The sequence below is a fragment of the Microbulbifer sp. S227A genome (genome assembly GCF_049800935.1).
Window position 1 is genome coordinate 1 of the sequence record NZ_JBNAFZ010000036.1, and the last position, 14,833, is coordinate 14,833.

The window sequence follows — 14,833 nt, forward strand, 5'->3', positions numbered from 1 at the left end:
CAGTGAACGACCCACCGGCTGACGCCGGTGGCATCATTTGGAGGAATGTAATTCCAGATACTGCAGGATGATATCGTCGGTGACATTCCCAGACGTGGTGGAGAAGTAGCCACGGGCCCAGAACCGCCTGCCCCAGTAGCGCTTGCGCAACTCTGGGAACTCTATCTGGATGCGGCGCGATGATCGGCCTTTGATGCGCTGCATGACACCAGACAGCGATAGCTTGGGCGGGATCGACAGAAACATATGCACGTGATCTCGCGCCAAAACGCCGCGCACAATATGTACCCCCATCTCATTGCAGGTCTGCATGATGATCTCCCGGATACGCGCGCGCATCCGTCCCCGTAGAACTTTGTACCTATACTTTGTGGCCCATACGACATGGAATCTGTGGTAAAATCGCGTGTGCGCGGATGCCGAGTAGCGCATGATCTCTCCTCCTGAAATTTGAAGCCTTACCGCCTCAGCGGGCTTCAAATTTCAGGAGGAGAGATCAGCAGAAGATTCGCTGAAGCGGACCGGCTGGAAGCCGGTGGCTTCGATCCGTTAGATGGAAAGTAAATGGGGCATTGCCAAGTTGTTGCTGCGTGAAGCTCCTGCTACAGGAATTGGGATGAGAACGCCATCGTCCATGCCGCGCCTGAAAGGCTTCCGCTTGGCGCTGGCCGCCTGACATCTGCGCTGGCTTGCGGCCGAGGTAGTCGCCGATCCCAAGGGTGCCCGCGGTCTCTTCGACCTTCTTCCGGCGCTCAGCCTCGGGCAGCTTGCGAATTTTCAGCGGGAATTCAATGTTTTCGAAGACCGACATGTTCGGATATAGGCCGTAGTCCTGAAAGGCCATTGCGATGTCGCGATGTCGCGGCTCTGCGTAGGTCACGTCTTTGCCATGGATGAGGACTTTGCCTTCGGACGGTGTCTCAAGACCTGCGATCATGCGCAGTGTCGTGGTTTTGCCGCAGCCCGAAGAGCCCAGCAGGGTGAAAAATTCGCCATCCTTGATATCGACCGAGATGTCGTTCACCACGGTGAGCGAGCCGAAACGTTTGACGAGGTTCTTGATCTGGATACCCATTGTTAGTCCTTTCAGCCTTTCACGGCGCCAAGAGTGAGGCCGCGCACGAGGTAGCGTTGCATGAGCAGGACGAGCACGACGACCGGAAGCGACATCATCACGCCCGCCGCCGAGGCGAGGCCCCATGCGATGGATTTCGGTTTGATTGCGTTGGCTGCGATGACGGGAAGCGTTTTTGCCTCTTGCGAAGTCAGCATCGAGGCGAGCAGAAACTCGTTCCACGAGAACATGAAGACGATCACCATGGTCGCTGCCAGTCCGGGAAGCAGAAGCGGGAGCGTGACCCTCCTGAAAGTCTCGAAACGGGAGCAGCCATCGATCATCGCGGCTTCTTCGATCGACTGCGGAATGTCCTGGATGAATACCCGCATGACCCAGACAACGAACGGTAGACCCGCAAGCCCGTAGGCAGCTGCAAGAAGCCAGTAGGTATCGAAGATCCCCAGCGTCCGCGCGATGATGAACATCGGGATGACGCTCACGATAGGAGGCAACATGCGGATCGAGAGCACTTCGAACGCCATCACCTCCTTGCCCTTCATGTCGAAGCGCGCCAGCGCGTAGGCCGCCATCGTTCCGCAGATCATGGCAAGAGACGTAGCCATTGCGACGATGACCGCCGAGTTGATGAAGGCGTCGAGCGCGTCGAGCTGGGTGAACAGCTCGGCGTAGTTGACCAAAGATGGCTCGAACGACGTAAACACAGGCGGATATTGCGAGATATCAAGCTCGCTCTTCAGCGACGACGATGCCATCCAGAAGACGGGGAACGCGAAGAACAGCGTCGCAAGGATAGCGAGAGCATAGGCGCCGAGCCCCTTGAGCACCGGACGCAGAGTATTTGGTTTGGACATGATGACCCCTTCGCTCAACGATTTTCCTTGTCCGCCACCAGCTTCATGAAGCCGGTCAGACGCACAAACAGCAGGACGACGACGAGAACGATGATCAGCGTGAGCCACGACAGGGCAGAGCCGTAGCCGAGATCGAAGTGAGGTGCCCCTAGATTTGTAAACGCTTTGCTTGGTAATTTTGGAAGCAAAGGACGATGCAGATGTCAGGGCAAATTCGCTATTCAGATGAGTTTAAGATCGACGCGGTGGCGCAGGTCACGGAGCGCGGGTATTCGGTCAAGGAGGTGGCTGAACGGCTCGGGATCAGCACGAAGTCGCTCTACACTTGGATGGCCAAATTCTCGAAGCCGCAGCGCGTGAGCGATCAGGAGGCTGTCGATCTGATGTTTCGAATAGAGCCAGGCACTGACCGTCATTGTCAGTGACAGGCCGACAATAACAACGTGGATTGCGGAAATTCGCCCTGCCGGAGAACTCAGATCTTTTCCGTTCTTCATTTTCACCTCGGAACCGCTATTGACCTTCGACAATTCAGGCTACTCGTAACCTGAATAATAAAACGTGAAGCCCGGCCTGAATGGACCTGTTCCGGGATTTTTCCGCTCCTTTGACCAGGTATCGTGCCGCAATGGAGAAGACAGAGCGCAACAAGGCCAAACGAAGAATTCCGTGCCGAAGCAGTGCGGCTAGCGTTGGCGCGCGGCTTGCCGCGCTGGCAGGTAGCGTCCGGCTTCGGGGACGGCTTCTCAACGCTGAACCGCTGGATCCAGCCGGATTATCGGAACCTCGAGAAACCGACGATCCAGTCCGATCTCGAACGCGAGATTGCGGAGTTGCGGAAAGAGAACCGCATGCTCCGGGAGAAGAGAGATGTGCCGGTTAACGGTGCCGGGCCGTTACCCGCCAGTTGAACCGCCGATGCCGTCGAATGGGGAACACTGAAATGGGTCGACTGGTTCAACAACCGCCGCCTGCTACAATCCATCGGGAACATCCCGCCAGCAGAGACCGCGGAGAAGTTCTATGAACGGTGCAACGAGTTCGACAAGGTCGCCTGAAACGGAGCATTCAACCTCCGGTAAAGCCGGGGCGGTTCAGGCCCATGCGGGTTTCAGATACGGTCACGCATTGAAGTGCCCGTCGAACATGACTGCCAAATCCCGGCTGATATCCCCGGCTGCGGCATCAACTTCTGCGTTGCGCTTTTGCAGTCAGCAGGCGGCGCATCACCGCAGGCGATGCACGACGCTTTCCAGGTCATCGACAAACGATGTCAGATCAAAGCAGCCTCTCTCCAGAAGCGTGAAATCGGACAGCACCGCCGGATCAATCTGATCAGAGTTCCGGTTCATCGCTTTCAGCCCGCGCAAGGTCTTGATGGTGTTGCTCAGAATTGCCCGCATCTCGGGGCCGCAAGTGCTCAGAAATCTCGTTACAATTCCCTTCAATTCACGCTCCAGCGCTCGGGCGCCAGCGATTTCAGCAAAAACCACCCGACGCTCGATCGCCGAGGTGATGGATTTTGCCAATGCGGACACTGTCAGTTCTTCTTTCACAAGGTAGTCAGCACACCCAATGCGCATGGCCTCCACTGCAATACTATGCGCAGTGACACTTGTGACCATGATCGGGATCGCGTTGACCTGTTCTTCATGGGCCAGAATGATGCGCAAGGCATCAATACCATTGTCCAAGCCCAGCTTGTGATCAATGAAGATCACGTCGTAGCAGGTGCTGTCCAGGCTTGTCCGCAATTCGCCAAGGCTGGCAGCTTCATCAACTTCGCACTGAAGCCCCGCTTTCTTGCAGGTACGGATCAACCGCAGCCGGTCAAGCCTGTCATCATCCAGAGTAAGAATACTCAGAGGGCGATCCGCCTGCATTCGGCCCGCGAGTTCGAGACTGTCGTTAAGGCAGAACTCTGACGTGCCTGCGCCCTTGTTTACAAGTCTATTCATCGCGAGCATCTCCTATTCTGAACCTAAAGCGCTCCTCAGTCAGGCAGCAGTTACAATCCAGGGCCAACTTCTAGCAGTTTACGTTCCAGTGGCTGTTTTCTCGTCCTCCTGCATGGGATAGCTGGCACATGTTTATTTTCATTTAATCCGAGAACTGGGGCGTCAATCGCCAGTCAGAGGTCAGAACATGCCGCCCGGCTGGCGCCGTAGCCAGGCATTATTGCCAGATACAAAATAATGACTTTCAGGGGATCGGCATTATTTACCCCACACAGCTTGATTAACTTGGCTCATGAACCAGTCGCATGGCGACGCAATCTGAAAGCGAGGACCAGAAAATGAGCCGTATCCCAACCCCAGCCACCATTTCCGAGGCACCGGAAAAGTCACAGCCGTTGCTTCGGTCTGTTGAACAGAACCTGGGATCGGTCCCCAACCTGTTCCGCCTCATGGCGACCAGCCCCGAGGCGCTTGAAGGTTATCTTGGCCTGAACGGAGCGCTTTCCAAGGGCAAGCTGAGCACGGCGACCCGCGAACGCATCGCCTTGGCGATCGCCAAGACCAATGGCTGCGATTACTGCAACGCCGCGCATACCTTCCTGGCAAAGACGCTGAACAAGCTCGACGACGCGGAACTCTCGGCAAACCGAGCCGGGGCCTCCACGGATGCCAAGGCCCACGCGGCCGTGTCCTTTGCCGTCAAGGTTGCCACCTCCAGGGGAAATGTCAGTGAAAGCGACATATCCGGGGTTCGGGCGGCGGGATATTCCGACGCGGAAATTGTCGAGATCATCGGGCTTATCGCGCTGAATGTCCTGACCAACTACGTCAACGAGGTGTTCAAGACCGATATCGACTTTCCTGCCGTCGAAACTGCCGCCGCATAACCACATCCGCCAAGGACAAGCCAATGACCCAAGACGCCCCCCGCCACCCCCTGCCGCCCTTTACCGAGAGCACCGCCCGCGAAAAGGTCCGCCTTGCCGAGGACGGCTGGAACACGCGCAACCCCGCCAAGGTCGCGCTGGCCTATACGCCAGACAGCAAATGGCGCAACCGTGCCGAATTTCCCCAAGGCCGCGAGGAGATCCAAGCGTTCCTGACCCGCAAATGGGACAAAGAACTGGACTATCGCCTGATCAAGGAATTGTGGGCCTTTGACGGCAATCGCATCGCGGTGCGATATGCCTATGAATACCACGATGACAGCGGCAACTGGTTTCGCGCCTATGGCAACGAAAACTGGGAATTCGACGAGAACGGCTATATGGCGCACCGCCACGCCTCGATCAATGAACAGCCTATTCGCGAAGAGGATCGGAAATTCCGTTGGCCATTGGGGCGGCGTCCCGACGATCACCCGGAGCTGAGCGATTTCGGGTTCTGACCCAACCGCATGCCATCCCCAAGGACGAGCGGTACGGACAGCTGTCCGGGGACAGGCCCCGCAAACCGGACGCATCTGCGGATCCACGCCCTGGGTCATGTTTCCGAGGCCCGTCACCTCTTGGGGCGTCAAACACAAACGTGCATCCGGCCAACGGCATTTCACTTGCCGTTGGCCGTTTGTCAATGGAACGAACGAGGGCGCTCGGGCGCGCCCGATCATGTTCAGAACTTTCGGCTGTAAGCGATGCAAACAGCTGCCGGCCCTCTGGCACCATCGCCAGGCCACGCGCCGCCACCTGGTCCGCCCGCAGGCCGCTGATGTCTTCACCGTGATACCGGATCTGGCCGGGCCCATTGCTCAACAATCCGGTTATCGACCGCATCAGCGTGGTCTTGCCCGCGCCATTGGCCCCGATGATTGCGAGAACCTCGCCTTTGCAGACCTCCATATCGATCCCGTAGAGCGCCTGGAAGTCGCCGTAATGGGCATCAAGCCCGCGTATTTGCAGAATTGGTTCAGGCATCCGCTTCGATCCCCAGGTAGATTTCCCTGACTTCGGGGCTGTCCATGATGGCCTGCGGGTCGCCCTCGGCGATCTTCTTGCCAAAGTCGATCACGATCAGCCGGTCGACCACGGCAAGCAGCGCATGCACCACATGTTCAATCCAGATGATCGTCACGCCGCTGGCATGAATGTCCTTGATCGTCTGAACCAGCGCGGTGCATTCGGCTTCGGTCAGCCCCCCCCGCGATTTCATCCAGCAGCAGCAGCCGGGGCAGGGCACAGAGCGCCCGAGTCAGTTCCAGCCGCTTGCGGCCCAGCAGGGTCAGCTGCCCGGCCTGCGTGTTGGCGCGCTCCAGCAGCCCGGTCTGCTCAAGAACCTCAAGGCAAAGCCGTTCGGCCCCGGCCCCGTGCAGCCCGGCAGATTGCGTCGCCGCGACCATGGCGTTTTCAAACACGGTCATGTGGGAAAACGGCTGCGGCACCTGAAAGGACCGGGCGATGCCCGAATGGCTGCGTTTAGCCGCGCTCCAGCCGGTGACATCCTGCCCGGCAAAATGCACCGTTCCGCTGTCGGGCACGACCGTGCCGGTGATCAGGTTGAACATGGTGGTCTTGCCGGCACCGTTTGGACCGATCACCCCCAGGGCCTCGCCCTCGGACACCTCATAGCTCTGGCCGTCGGCAACCGTGACGGCACCATAGGCTTTGCAGAGGTTGTCAAGTTTCAGAATGGCGTTCATTCAGGTCTCTCCTCGAAGCAGGCGGCCAGGTTGCGCCCTGCGCTTGCATCACCCGAGCAACTTCAGCTCGGCGGTAAGCGGAATCTCCGGTGCCGCCGAATTAGCAACGATCTTCAGGTCAAAGGCGTCGCCTTCCTTCTGCCATTGCCCCGCAACCAAGGGTGTCTTGGTCACGTTGTTGATCGGCCCGTTGGACCAGCTCACATTGCCAACGATGGTGTCCAGGTTGGTGGCGGGAATTGCCGCCGTTATGGCCTCGTAATCCTCGAGGTCCTCTGCGCGCCGGACCACATCGGCCACGACTTCGAACAGGGCGTGCTTGAAGCCGATCGGCTGGGTCCAGGGGCGGCCCGACGCCGCCATGTATCCCGCCGCCAGATCATTAGACGACTCGCCGGTCAGCGAAGACGCAAAGGGATGGCTGGGCGACCACCACAGTTCGGATGTCAGCCCGTCGCCACGCTCGCCCAGCGACCCGAGGACCGACGGGAAAAGCAGCGCCTTGCCGATGCTGACAACCTTTGGGAAAAACCCCTGCTGCGCGGCCTGCGCCCAGAAGGTCGCGAAATCCGGCGGGATCATGTTGCCGGTAACGATCTCGCAGCCGGCATCCTTGAAGGCGGCGATATAGTTTGAAAAGTCATCCGAAGGCGGCTGATACCTGCCCGGATCGACCAGCGTGTACCCGGCTTCTGCCAGGGGTTTTGGCAGCCCGAGTTCGGGATGCCCCCAGGCATTTCCATCGGCATCGTTCGGGAACAATCCGCCCACGGTTCTGGCCACGCCGGATTTGCCCCACATGTCGAGAAAGGCGCCGATCACGTCCTCCAGCCCCCAGAAGAAATGATAGGTCGACACGAACCCCTCACCGGGAACACCGTTGCGGCCAAAGAAATAGGGCTGCCAGGGGCAATCGGTGGTGATGCAGGGAACCTCGTTCACCTCGGCCTGATCGCTGACCGGGTTGACCGTGTCAGGCGTCGATGCGGCAACGATGATATCCACTTCCTCGCCAAGGATCAGGTCGGCGGCGACTTCCGCGGCGCGGTTGGGGTTGGACTGGCTGTCCTTGGACAGGATCTCGATATTCCAGCGTTTGCCGTTGTTCTCGATGCCACCGGCAAAGGCGCTTTCGATCCCCGCCAGCACATGGTCGTCGGCCTCGGCAAAACCGGCGAGCGGCCCGGTGCGCGGGCTGACATGACCAACGCGCAAGGTCGGGTTGGCCGCATAGGCACGGGTGCCCGTCAAGATGGCCGGAGCGGCAAGCAGTGCGCCAGTTCCCAACAGGAATGACCTGCGGTTGCGTGAATTCTGTGTCATGGTTTCCTCCCTATCTGCCCTGGCCTCCCCGCCCGGGCGTTGCTCAGTCGAGCAGAATTCCGTCCAACCTGTTCAGATGCCTGGCAACACGGTCGCGCACGTCCTGCGCCTCGGCTTGGGTCCATTTGCGAAAACCTTCGCCGGACTTCATGCCCAGCTTGCCGTCCGCCACCAGCTTTTGCAGATAAGGCGACGGGCCTTGGCGCGCTTCGATGTCATGCAGGACGTTTTCATGGATATCGAGCGTCAGATCCGTTCCCACCAGGTCGGCGTTTTCGAGCGGACCAAGCACCGCCAGGCGGCGTCCGAAACAGGATTTGACCACGGTATCCACGTCTTCCGCGGCGCAGATCCCGTTTTCAACAAGGCTCACCGCCTCGCGCCAAAGCGCATGTTGCAACCGGTTGCCGATGAAGCCCGGCACGTCCTTTTCGACCATGACAGGTGTCTTGCCCGCGTCCTCCAGCAGGTCGTACATGGTCTGCGCCACCACCGGATCCGTCCATTCGGTCTTGATCACCTCAACCAGCGGGATCATGTGCGGCGGGTTCCACCAATGGGTTCCGACCGCCCGGTGCCTGAGCCGCAGGCCGGACATGATCTGGGTGATCGGCATGACGCTGGTATTGGACGCCAGGATACAGGAGTCGGGCGCGTGTTCTTCGACTTCGGCAAAGATCTTCTGTTTCAGCGGCAGCTTCTCGGGTGCGGCTTCGAACACCACATTCGCCCGCGCGACGGCCCCGGCAGTACTCGGGAAAATCTCGATCTTCTTGAGCGCCTCGGCAATGGCTGTTTCCTTGTCGCCCATCGCGACCATGCTGGCCCGCATCCGGGCGGACACCGTGTTGCGCGCCTCTTCGAACGGATCGGTGATGGCCACATACTGCCCGGCCCGTGCCAGCGTCAGGGCAATTCCATGCCCCATCAGGCCCGCGCCGATGACGGCGATTTGTTGTTTTTTCGCTACCATCGTTCAGCCCGCCGTGTATCCGCCATCGGCATACAGAATATGCCCGGTGTAAAAATCCGACGCCTTCGAGGCGAGGAACAACAATGGCCCGGCCAGATCCTCGGGCTCGCCCAACCGCCCCTTGGGCACACGGGTCAAAAAGCCGTCCCGAACCGCTTTGGCCTCGTCCGTGTCTTCGAACATCCAGGCCGTGAGCGGTGAACGGAACACGGTGGGGGCAATGGCATTGACGGTGATACCGGTCGGTCCAAGTTCACAGCCAAGCGCCTTGACGATCCCGTCCGTCGCCGCCTTGGAGGCACAATAGGCGGTGTACCCTGCCGGGTGCCCCAAAAGCCCGCGCGCCGAAGATACAAGAACGATCTTGCCGCCTTCGCCCTGGGCTTTCATCCGGCCCGCGGCGGCCCGCGCCAGCAGCCAGCTTTGGGTCACGTTCGCATCCATGACGGACTGGAACGTGCCGGGCGCCATGTCGTTGATAAGGGCGACCTTGTTCATGCCCGATGCAACGACGAGGATGTCCAGCCGCCCATAGGCCTGGACCGCCTGCTGAACCAGCCCCTCACAGGTATCCTCGTCCACCGGCCGCGTGTTGATCGCGGTGACTTCAGCGCCCATGCCACGGCATTCGTCGCTGATCTCGTCAAGTGCGGCCTGGTTTCCAGCCACCAGCACCAGCTTGCAACCGGCACCGGCCAGAATGCGGGCCGCGACCATGCCAAATGCCCCCGACGCACCGGTGATCAGGGCGACGTCGCCGCGCACGTCGAACATCGAAAGCGGGTTTACCATTACATTCATTTCAATTCTCCGGGGGATAAGGCATGACCACCAGCATCTTGCTGGTCAGGTTTGATCGGTTTTCCAAAAGCCGCGCCTCGCCGGGCGGGATGGTGCAGCTGTCCAGCGGACCAAGCGTGGTGACCTTGCCGTCAATGGTCAGGGTCATTTCGCCCTCAAGCACCACATAGACCTTTTCGAACGGGGTGGAGTCGGGACCCGCACCACCACCGGGCAGAAACTGGCTGAACCCGATCCATTGATTGGTGGGCCCATCCGTTTCGAACCCCTGCAGGCGCAGCCCGTAACACCCGAAATGGTTCGGGGCCTCGTAGGCTTGCGCGTCTTCAAAGCGTTTCACATGCATGGTGAAATCCTCCGACCGGGCTGTTTCGGGAAAAACAGGCCGCCGATTTCCCGGCGACCCGTCGGGGAGAACTCAGAATTCGGCACCGTCATCGATGCGGAAGTTTTGCGACTTGTCGATCATCGCCACGAGGCGGATGATACAGCCATCGCCGCGATCCCAGTTCCAGGGGAAGAACGCAAAGGTACAGCGCTTGCCGCTCACCGCGTCCAGGTCGCCGCCGACATTCTCGATGCCGAGAATACCGTTCTTGAACAGGATGTTGTGGACAGGTTCCCATTCCGGAAAGTCGTCTTTCCAATCATTGCCGCCGGACCATTCGCGGTATTCTTCCTCAAGATGCGGCAACAGCGGGCCGTTGCGTTGCGGGCCAATGGCGGTGGCCAGCGGGTGATCGTTGGCTTGGGTGTCATGGCCGACGACCTTGACGCCCTTTTCCACCATCCATTCCGCCGCCGAAGACACGAGGCCGGGGCAATACGCAAAGTAATCGCCATCCTCGTAATCATGATGCCAGCCGGTGTTGATGATCAGAACGTCACCCTTGCGGATCGCATGGCCACAGGCCTTTTCCAGGTCTTCGCCGGTGATCGGCTCCCATTTCTTCTTGGGGATCGACACCACCAGGCCGGTGCCAAAGAAATGCGGCAACGGCACTTCGTCGATAAACGGCGTGCCCTGCACCACATGGGCGGGGGCGTCGATATGGGTGGTGGCGTGCATGGTGGTGGTGATGCGTTGGCTCAGCACCCCGGATTTCGCCATGTAATGGATACGCTCGATCTTGGTATCCTGAAAATAGGGCCAGTTGGGATTCTGGAACCCGAAGCGATGGCTGAGATTGTAGAACTCCAGCCCCATGTCATTGTCAGTGTTCCCCTGGAACTCGATGCCGCGGATTTCAACCATTTGGCACAACTCCTTTATTCGCCGGAAATCCGGCGTTGCTGGTTTCAGTTTGTCAGGATGGCTCCTCCCACCTGTCCCGTATAGTGATGCATATGCACCGTATTGTGGTCAAGAAAAAAATCACCATCCAATTGACATGTACCGCATTGCGGGACATTAGTTTGGTGGCGAACATGCCCCGATCAGATCGTGAAATCACAAACCCGGAGAGCTGTGATGGCTGATAAGAAAGAAAAAAATGAACGTGGCAGCATTCAGGTCATCTCTCGTGCCGCATCGATCCTTCGGGTTCTTCGCGAAGATCAAACCGGGTTGAGCCTTGGAAAGATCGCGGGCCGTGTCGACCTTCCGCGCTCAACGGTACAGAGAATCACGGGTGCGCTCGCCGAAGAAGGATTCGTCATTCACGACGCGAGCGGCAACGGGCTGCGGCTTGGGCCCGAGCTCAATGCCCTGTCCGGCGCCGCGCAGTTCAACATTGTCGAGCATTGCCGCCTTTTGCTGAATGAGCTGACCCAAAAGACCGGAGAGACCACCGATCTGGCTGCGCTGCGCGGTATTGGCATGGTTTTCCTCGATCAGGTGCCGGGCATTCACCGCCTGACCACGGTTTCACGCGTCGGCGAGGTGTTCCCGCTCACCACCACTGCAAACGGCAAGGCCTGCCTCGCCGCCCTGCCCCAAGACGAGGCCATCAAGCTGATCGAGAACGAATGGTCCCGCAATGACGTTCAGATGGACAGAACCGCCTTTCTCAAAGAGCTGGAGCAGATCCGCGAAACCGGCTTGGCCTATGACCTGGATCAGCATTCCACGGGCATATCGGCGATCGGTTTTTCATTTACCGATTGGGGCGGCGAACTTCATGCGATTTCCGTACCCGTCCCGTCGACACGGTTTGCCCAGCAAAGAAAGACGATCGAATCCGCGCTGGAAGAAACCGTCGCCAATATTCAGCGGACCTTCAGCTAAGCGCGCCGAACGGGGGCGATGCAACAACAGGATTGTGCCGCTCCCGCGTGGCATGGTCCGGTGAATGGGTGTTTTCGGCTGACCGGCAATGAACAGGACCGGCACATCGGGCACGGCCAGACATCCTGACGACCCGGTCAAAGACACATGACCGCTGGTTGATCCTCTCGCGAGAACACGGGCAACTGCGCCTCATGTGGCGATTCCGTCACTGCCGCTCCTCCCATCCCGCCCATGCGATGGCCCGCCCGGGGTGCAACGCTCAGACCCGAAACCGCATCATCCTGTGTCCCAGAATGTATCGATTTGTCTCGGATTGAGACGGTTTTTTGTTTGGTTTGTTTTGGCTTTGGATGGTGCGTTGTGTGGGTCTGTTTGTGGGGGGCATCGTTGGGTGGATGAGATTGCATTGCAGCAGGGAGGAGATTGCATGTCACCGACGCGGGATGAGCAGCATTGGATGTATCGCAACATGGTCACGAGCCGGCGGTTCGAAGAGGCCATTGCCAGGATTTACTTTGAGGGAAAGACACCGGTTTTCAACATGGCGAACGGCCCGATCCCCGGCGAGATGCACCTGTCTGACGGGCAGGAGCCGGTGGCGGTGGGGGTCTGCGCGCACCTGACTCCCGAGGACGTGGTCACGGCCACCCACCGCCCGCATCACCAGGCCATCGCCAAGGGCGTCGACCTTGACCGGATGGCGGCCGAGATCTTTGGCAAGGCCACCGGCCTGTCCGGCGGGCGCGGCGGCCATATGCATATCTTTGACGCCGACGTGAACTTTGCCTGTTCGGGGATCATCGCCCAGGGCATGGGCCCCGCCGTGGGGGCGGCATTGTCGCGCAAGATGCGGGGCCTGCCCGGCGTCGCCGTGGCCTTTGTCGGCGAGGGCGCGGTGAACCAGGGCGGCTGGCACGAGGCGATGAACCTGGCCGCGGTGTGGAACCTGCCCTTTGTCTGCGTCATCGAGGACAACGCCTGGGGCATCTCGGTGGCCAAGGAGACCTCGAGCGCGGTGGCCAACAACGCGGAGCGCGCGGCGGCCTATGGCATCCCCGGCAGGCGGATCGAGGGCAATGATCCCTACGCGATCCACCAGGCGGCGGGCGAGGCGATTGCCCGTGCCCGCGCCGGCGAAGGGCCAACGCTGCTGGAGGTCGAGACCTACCGGCTGGCCGGGCATTTCATGGGCGACGCCGAGGGCTATCGGCCCGAGGGGGAAAAGGACGCGCTGTTTGAAAAGGACCCGATCCCGGCGATGCGGGCGCGGATGCTCGCGGATGGTGCCGCCAGCGCCGACGAGCTCGACGGGATCGAGGCGGCAGCGGCGGCGCGGGTCGAGGCGGCCATCGCCTTTGCCCGCAACAGCGCCGACCCCGCGCCCGAGGATGCGCTCACCCGTGTCTTTGCCGCGTAACTGTCTGGGAGGAAACCACAATGACCAAGTCGAATGAAAGAAAACTGACCATCGCGCGCGCCATGGCCGAGGCCGTGGCCCAGGAGATGCGCATCGACCCGGACGTGTTTGTCATGGGCGAGGATATCGGCCCGCTGGGCGGGGTTTACGGCAACACGCGGGGGCTGATCGAAGAGTTCGGCGCCGAGCGCATCCGCGACACGCCGATCTCGGAAACCGCGTTCATCGGCGCCGCCGTGGGTGCGGCGCAGGACGGGATGCGCCCGGTTGTCGAGCTGATGTTCGTGGATTTCTTTGGCGTGTGTTTTGACGCGATCTATAACCTGATGGCCAAGAACACCTATTTTTCCGGCGGCAAGTTCAAGGTGCCGATGGTGCTGATGACCTCGACGGGGGGCGGCTATTCGGATGCGGGACAGCATTCGCAATGTGTCTATGGCACCTTTGCGCACCTGCCCGGCATGAAGGTGGTCGCGCCGTCCAACGCCTATGACGCCAAGGGCCTGATGACCGCGGCGATGCGCGACGACAGCCCGGTGGTCTACATGTATCACAAGGGGCTGCAGGGCATGGGCTGGCTGGGCACCGAGGCCGGGGCCACCGTGCATGTTCCCGAAGAGAGCTATACCGTCGAGATCGGCAAGGCCAAGGTCGTGCGCGAGGGCAAGGACGTGACCATCGTCAGCCTGGGCATGGGGGTTCACAATGCCCTCAAGGCGGCCAGGACGCTGGAGGCCCAGGGCGTCAGCGCCGAGGTCGTGGACCTGGTCAGCCTGGTGCCGCTGGACCGCGAGACCATCCGCGCATCGGTGGCCAAAACCGGGCGGCTGATCGTGGTGGACGAGGATTACATGTCCTACGGTGTCTCGGGCGAGATCATCGCATCCGTCACCGAGCATGACATCTCGGTCCTCAAGGCCGCGCCCAAACGGGTGGCCTTCCCCGATGTGCCGATCCCCTTTGCGCGGGTGATGGAGCAGTTCTGCCTGCCCGATCCCGACAAGATCGTCGCCGCCTGGGACGCGATGAAAGCCGCCTGAACCTCCCGCCACTCACACCGGCAAAGCAAGCAACGGGGCCGCCCCTGGCGTCCCCCGAACAGAAAAGGAATGTCAAATGGCCACCGATATCGTCATCCCCTCGGATCTATGGGAAGAAGATGAAGAATGTGTTATCACCGCATGGCTTGCCGATGACGGCGCCAGCGTCCAGGAGGGCGCGCTGATCGCCGAGATCATGACCGCCAAGGTGCAATACGAGATCCTCGCCCCCGCCTCGGGCACGCTGAAGATCACCGAAGAGGCCGATGCCGTCGTCGCCAAGGGCGCGGTCATCGGGGCGGTGGAATGACCAGGGTGGTGCCCCTCAAGGGCATGCGCGGCATGATCGCCGACGCCATGGTCAAGAGCCTGGCAACGGCGGCGCAGCTCACCCATCACGCCAGCGCCGATGCCTCGGCCCTGCTGGCGCACAAGGCGCGGCTGGCGGATGACGGGGTCAAGGTCTCGGTCGAAGACCTGCTGATGCTGGCGGTGGTGCGGGCGCTGAAAAAACACCCGGACGCCAA

Annotated in this window: 21 protein-coding genes and 2 pseudogenes; 10 read left to right on the plus strand and 13 right to left on the minus strand. The window is 60.3% G+C overall.

What is annotated here, in order from left to right:
* Positions 1–33: 33 nt before the first annotated feature.
* From tnpA to ACP15R_RS26935, 4 genes are all read right to left on the minus strand, one after another.
* Positions 34–435: an IS200/IS605 family transposase gene (gene tnpA / locus ACP15R_RS26920; RefSeq protein WP_424985241.1), complete on the minus strand. Its 402-nt coding sequence runs from the start codon at positions 433–435 to the stop codon at positions 34–36.
* Positions 436–496: 61 nt separating this feature from the next.
* Complete coding sequence (locus tag ACP15R_RS26925; protein WP_424988918.1) at positions 497–1,075, minus strand: ABC transporter ATP-binding protein; 579 nt, start codon at positions 1,073–1,075, stop codon at positions 497–499.
* A gap of 11 nt (positions 1,076–1,086) precedes the next feature.
* The gene (locus ACP15R_RS26930) at positions 1,087–1,947 is read right to left on the minus strand and encodes a carbohydrate ABC transporter permease (RefSeq protein WP_424988919.1); all 861 of its coding nucleotides are present in this window, start codon (positions 1,945–1,947) and stop codon (positions 1,087–1,089) included.
* Positions 1,944–2,117, minus strand: coding sequence for a hypothetical protein (locus tag ACP15R_RS26935; RefSeq protein ID WP_424988920.1), 174 nt, complete (start codon positions 2,115–2,117; stop codon positions 1,944–1,946). Before ACP15R_RS26935 ends, ACP15R_RS26930 begins: the two co-directional genes overlap by 4 nt.
* Positions 2,118–2,129: 12 nt before the next feature.
* On the opposite strand from ACP15R_RS26935, the pseudogene ACP15R_RS26940 reads away from it, so the two are divergent.
* The 3 genes and pseudogenes from ACP15R_RS26940 to ACP15R_RS26950 all read left to right on the plus strand — a co-directional run.
* Positions 2,130–2,285, plus strand: a pseudogene (locus tag ACP15R_RS26940) (transposase); the annotation flags it as partial.
* A gap of 264 nt (positions 2,286–2,549) precedes the next feature.
* Positions 2,550–2,840, plus strand: a complete 291-nt coding sequence (locus tag ACP15R_RS26945; RefSeq protein WP_424988921.1) for a transposase — start codon at positions 2,550–2,552, stop codon at positions 2,838–2,840.
* 6 nt (positions 2,841–2,846) lie between these two features.
* A pseudogene (locus ACP15R_RS26950) lies at positions 2,847–2,987 on the plus strand (IS3 family transposase); the annotation flags it as partial.
* Between the two features lie 168 nt (positions 2,988–3,155).
* Here the strand turns inward: ACP15R_RS26950 and ACP15R_RS26955 are convergent.
* Positions 3,156–3,887, minus strand: coding sequence for a response regulator (locus ACP15R_RS26955; RefSeq protein WP_424988922.1), 732 nt, complete (start codon positions 3,885–3,887; stop codon positions 3,156–3,158).
* A gap of 338 nt (positions 3,888–4,225) precedes the next feature.
* Here ACP15R_RS26955 and ACP15R_RS26960 point away from each other — a divergent pair, with 338 nt between their 5' ends.
* Both ACP15R_RS26960 and ACP15R_RS26965 read left to right on the plus strand, forming a co-directional pair.
* Positions 4,226–4,774: a carboxymuconolactone decarboxylase family protein gene (locus ACP15R_RS26960; RefSeq protein ID WP_424988923.1), complete on the plus strand. Its 549-nt coding sequence runs from the start codon at positions 4,226–4,228 to the stop codon at positions 4,772–4,774.
* A 23-nt stretch (positions 4,775–4,797) separates the two neighbouring features.
* Positions 4,798–5,274 (plus strand): DUF1348 family protein, encoded by a 477-nt coding sequence (locus tag ACP15R_RS26965; RefSeq protein ID WP_424988924.1) that lies wholly within the window; start codon positions 4,798–4,800, stop codon positions 5,272–5,274.
* Here ACP15R_RS26965 and ACP15R_RS26970 read toward each other — a convergent pair.
* From ACP15R_RS26970 to ACP15R_RS27005, 8 genes are all read right to left on the minus strand, one after another.
* Positions 5,189–5,800, minus strand: coding sequence for an ATP-binding cassette domain-containing protein (locus tag ACP15R_RS26970; RefSeq protein ID WP_424988925.1), 612 nt, complete (start codon positions 5,798–5,800; stop codon positions 5,189–5,191). The two genes, ACP15R_RS26965 and ACP15R_RS26970, sit on opposite strands and share 86 nt — an antisense overlap.
* On the minus strand, positions 5,793–5,957 hold the full coding sequence (locus tag ACP15R_RS26975; protein WP_424988926.1) for a hypothetical protein: 165 nt from the start codon (positions 5,955–5,957) through the stop codon (positions 5,793–5,795). Before ACP15R_RS26975 ends, ACP15R_RS26970 begins: the two co-directional genes overlap by 8 nt.
* Positions 5,938–6,522: an ATP-binding cassette domain-containing protein gene (locus ACP15R_RS26980; protein ID WP_424988927.1), complete on the minus strand. Its 585-nt coding sequence runs from the start codon at positions 6,520–6,522 to the stop codon at positions 5,938–5,940. The genes ACP15R_RS26975 and ACP15R_RS26980 overlap by 20 nt, the downstream gene beginning before the upstream one ends.
* Before the next feature lie 48 nt (positions 6,523–6,570).
* A complete protein-coding gene (locus ACP15R_RS26985) occupies positions 6,571–7,845 on the minus strand; it encodes an ABC transporter substrate-binding protein (RefSeq protein ID WP_424988928.1) in 1,275 nt (424 codons plus the stop codon).
* Between the two features lie 43 nt (positions 7,846–7,888).
* Positions 7,889–8,818, minus strand: a complete 930-nt coding sequence (locus ACP15R_RS26990) for a 3-hydroxyacyl-CoA dehydrogenase family protein (protein WP_424988929.1) — start codon at positions 8,816–8,818, stop codon at positions 7,889–7,891.
* A 3-nt stretch (positions 8,819–8,821) separates the two neighbouring features.
* Positions 8,822–9,619, minus strand: coding sequence for an SDR family NAD(P)-dependent oxidoreductase (locus ACP15R_RS26995; RefSeq protein WP_424988930.1), 798 nt, complete (start codon positions 9,617–9,619; stop codon positions 8,822–8,824).
* Position 9,620: 1 nt separating this feature from the next.
* Positions 9,621–9,965 (minus strand): cupin domain-containing protein, encoded by a 345-nt coding sequence (locus ACP15R_RS27000; RefSeq protein ID WP_424988931.1) that lies wholly within the window; start codon positions 9,963–9,965, stop codon positions 9,621–9,623.
* A gap of 72 nt (positions 9,966–10,037) precedes the next feature.
* Complete coding sequence (locus ACP15R_RS27005; protein ID WP_424988932.1) at positions 10,038–10,874, minus strand: cyclase family protein; 837 nt, start codon at positions 10,872–10,874, stop codon at positions 10,038–10,040.
* Positions 10,875–11,063: 189 nt separating this feature from the next.
* On the opposite strand from ACP15R_RS27005, the gene ACP15R_RS27010 reads away from it, so the two are divergent.
* The 5 genes from ACP15R_RS27010 to ACP15R_RS27030 all read left to right on the plus strand — a co-directional run.
* Positions 11,064–11,846: an IclR family transcriptional regulator gene (locus tag ACP15R_RS27010; RefSeq protein WP_424988933.1), complete on the plus strand. Its 783-nt coding sequence runs from the start codon at positions 11,064–11,066 to the stop codon at positions 11,844–11,846.
* A gap of 430 nt (positions 11,847–12,276) precedes the next feature.
* Positions 12,277–13,266 (plus strand): thiamine pyrophosphate-dependent dehydrogenase E1 component subunit alpha, encoded by a 990-nt coding sequence (locus ACP15R_RS27015; protein ID WP_424987926.1) that lies wholly within the window; start codon positions 12,277–12,279, stop codon positions 13,264–13,266.
* A 20-nt stretch (positions 13,267–13,286) separates the two neighbouring features.
* Positions 13,287–14,306 carry an alpha-ketoacid dehydrogenase subunit beta gene (locus ACP15R_RS27020; protein ID WP_424987925.1) on the plus strand — a complete coding sequence of 340 codons (1,020 nt, stop codon included), beginning with the start codon at positions 13,287–13,289 and terminating at the stop codon, positions 14,304–14,306.
* 76 nt (positions 14,307–14,382) lie between these two features.
* Complete coding sequence (locus tag ACP15R_RS27025) at positions 14,383–14,616, plus strand: biotin/lipoyl-containing protein (RefSeq protein ID WP_424987924.1); 234 nt, start codon at positions 14,383–14,385, stop codon at positions 14,614–14,616.
* Positions 14,613–14,833 (plus strand): 2-oxo acid dehydrogenase subunit E2 (locus tag ACP15R_RS27030; protein ID WP_424987923.1); only part of this gene is annotated, 221 nt, incomplete at its 3' end. The genes ACP15R_RS27025 and ACP15R_RS27030, both read left to right, overlap by 4 nt.

What these genes read in the sequence shown, in the direction of transcription:
- ACP15R_RS26925 (WP_424988918.1), bottom strand. Translation starts at nt 1,075, where the DNA reads ATGGGTATCCAGATCAAGAACCTCGTCAAACGTTTCGGCTCGCTCACC.
- ACP15R_RS26955 (WP_424988922.1), bottom strand. Translation starts at nt 3,887, where the DNA reads ATGAATAGACTTGTAAACAAGGGCGCAGGCACGTCAGAGTTCTGCCTT.
- ACP15R_RS26960 (WP_424988923.1), top strand. Translation starts at nt 4,226, where the DNA reads ATGAGCCGTATCCCAACCCCAGCCACCATTTCCGAGGCACCGGAAAAG.
- ACP15R_RS26965 (WP_424988924.1), top strand. Translation starts at nt 4,798, where the DNA reads ATGACCCAAGACGCCCCCCGCCACCCCCTGCCGCCCTTTACCGAGAGC.
- ACP15R_RS26970 (WP_424988925.1), bottom strand. Translation starts at nt 5,800, where the DNA reads ATGCCTGAACCAATTCTGCAAATACGCGGGCTTGATGCCCATTACGGC.
- ACP15R_RS26980 (WP_424988927.1), bottom strand. Translation starts at nt 6,522, where the DNA reads ATGAACGCCATTCTGAAACTTGACAACCTCTGCAAAGCCTATGGTGCC.
- ACP15R_RS26985 (WP_424988928.1), bottom strand. Translation starts at nt 7,845, where the DNA reads ATGACACAGAATTCACGCAACCGCAGGTCATTCCTGTTGGGAACTGGC.
- ACP15R_RS26990 (WP_424988929.1), bottom strand. Translation starts at nt 8,818, where the DNA reads ATGGTAGCGAAAAAACAACAAATCGCCGTCATCGGCGCGGGCCTGATG.
- ACP15R_RS26995 (WP_424988930.1), bottom strand. Translation starts at nt 9,619, where the DNA reads ATGAATGTAATGGTAAACCCGCTTTCGATGTTCGACGTGCGCGGCGAC.
- ACP15R_RS27000 (WP_424988931.1), bottom strand. Translation starts at nt 9,965, where the DNA reads ATGCATGTGAAACGCTTTGAAGACGCGCAAGCCTACGAGGCCCCGAAC.
- ACP15R_RS27005 (WP_424988932.1), bottom strand. Translation starts at nt 10,874, where the DNA reads ATGGTTGAAATCCGCGGCATCGAGTTCCAGGGGAACACTGACAATGAC.
- ACP15R_RS27015 (WP_424987926.1), top strand. Translation starts at nt 12,277, where the DNA reads ATGTCACCGACGCGGGATGAGCAGCATTGGATGTATCGCAACATGGTC.
- ACP15R_RS27020 (WP_424987925.1), top strand. Translation starts at nt 13,287, where the DNA reads ATGACCAAGTCGAATGAAAGAAAACTGACCATCGCGCGCGCCATGGCC.
- ACP15R_RS27025 (WP_424987924.1), top strand. Translation starts at nt 14,383, where the DNA reads ATGGCCACCGATATCGTCATCCCCTCGGATCTATGGGAAGAAGATGAA.